This window comes from Phyllobacterium sp. P5_D12 (assembly GCF_054049495.1).
On sequence record NZ_JBFUMG010000683.1, the window covers coordinates 1 to 2,071 of the forward strand.

The 2,071-nt window shown below is 53.4% G+C and carries 2 protein-coding genes; both read left to right on the top strand.

Annotation, left to right across the window (positions count from 1 at the left end; translation table 11 throughout):
• The coding region (locus ACXJ5O_RS25255) for a DUF1365 domain-containing protein (RefSeq protein ID WP_457302305.1) at positions 1-803 on the top strand (803 nt) is incomplete at its 5' end.
• 138 nt (positions 804-941) lie between these two features.
• Positions 942-2,071, top strand: a 1,130-nt coding sequence (locus tag ACXJ5O_RS25260; protein WP_457302306.1) for a DUF3095 domain-containing protein, incomplete at its 3' end; no start/stop codon positions are given.

The following is a 2,071-nucleotide window of genomic DNA, read 5'->3' on the forward strand; positions in this document are numbered from 1 at the left end:
GCTCCGCCATATATGCGGGTAAGGTCACCCACAAGCGGCTGCGTCCCCGCGAGCATTTTTTACGCTATCGCATGTTCTACATGCTGTTCGACATCGATGAGATTGACCGGATCGCTCAGGCTCATTGGCTGTTTTCTCGCAACCGCTTAAATCTCTTCAGTTTCTTCGACCGCGACCACGGTAACAAATTTGATACCGGGAATTGCAGTTTCAACCTTCGTGCTTACGCGGAGTATCATCTACGCGAGGCCGGGATGCAGACGGATTTCGGCGCGATCCACCTGATGACAATGCCACGTATTTTGGGATATGTGTTCAATCCTCTCAGCGTATATTTTTGCTATGACCGAGCAGGCGGTCTGACCGGATTGATCTACGAGGTCAACAATACGTTCAGTCAGCGTCACAGCTATGTTTTCTCGCTGGGCAATTCCCAGAGCAATGACGGCCCATTGCATCAGGAGTGCGCAAAGGAATTCTTTGTCTCGCCGTTCATGGATATGGCGCTGCGTTACGATTTCACTATCACCCGCCCTCGCGATACTGCTTCGGTCATTATCAACGGCAAAGACAGCGAAGGCCTGATCATCGCGACCGCTTTTGCCGGTAAGCGCCGAGAGTTCACCGACGGCGAGTTGCTGAAGCTTGCGTTTGCCTATCCGCTGCTGACACTGAAAGTTATCGCCTGCATTCATTGGGAGGCTCTGTGCATCTGGATGAAAGGGGTTGGGCTCAAGTCGCGACCGCACAACGTGGCACAGACGCGAACCATCGTCTCGATATCTATTGAACAGGAAGACTGATCACGATGACGATCGTGCAACTGTCGGGGATCCAATGAACCAGATTGGACGTATGTAGGGGGAAGAAGCGCCATCCGATCTCGAGAGTTGCGATTGTTGACGTTTCCGCACCAGAAGCCTCGTGTGGGSAATATGTAGATGGAAACAAACGACGAATTTTTTGACTCGCTGTCGGTTTTTGAGGCGTTCGAAGACGTTGCCGATATGCGTAACTACAGGCCACTACCAGATGATTGGTGTCTGGCATTGGCGGATATTGTTCAATCAACCAGGGCGATCGAGCAAGGTCGCTACAAAGCCGTCAATATGGCCGGCGCAAGCGTAATATCAGCCCTGCTGAATGCGCTTTGCAACCACAGTTACCCATTTGTGTTTGGTGGAGATGGAGCCTTGGTAGCACTGCCCGCATCAGCAGTGGATCAAGCGAAGCCGGCACTTGCCGCCGTCCAGGCGTGGGTGCTCGATGTTCTGCAACTGCACCTGCGTGCTGCGATCGTTCCTATGACGGATATACGGTCAGCTGGTCTGGACGTCAGGGTGGCCCGGCACAAGGTCAGTCGCGATGTCGCGTATGCAATGTTTGCGGGGGGTGGAGCAAGTTGGGCAGAATCCCAAATGAAGGCTGGGAACTACAAGGTCGATCCGGCTCAAACCGGGACGATGCCAGATCTCCATGGTTTGTCTTGTCGCTGGGACCCGATAGAGACCCGCAATGGTGAGATTGTCTCAATCATAGCAGTGCCCGGTCGTACCGGGCCCAGCGAACTGTTCCAGTCCGTAGTATCCGACCTGATAACGATCGCGTCCCAACAGGATAGAGCGTCACATCCAATACCTTCCGAGGGACCGCCGATCCATTTTACAACACAGGGCATCGCCACAGAAGCACGAGCGCGACAGTCAAAGGGTTGGGGTCTACGACACCGGATAGCCATTCTCGGGGAGATTTGCATGGCCATCACCCTTGATAGGATGGGTTTGAAAGTTGGAGCGTTTGACCCGAAAAAATACAAACGTGAAGTTGCGCGCAATTCCGATTTTCGGAAGTTTGAGGACGGACTCAAGATGACAATTGACATCGATGCAGATCAACTAAGCCGCATTGAGACGTTACTCGAAAACGCCGCGGATGCTGGTACTTGCAAGTTCGGACTGCACCGTCAACAATCCGCACTGATGACGTGTTTCGTTCCGACGCCATTAGCACCCGGTCACATGCATTTCATCGATGGTGCGGCGGGCGGATATGCCGTAGCGGCCAGCAAACT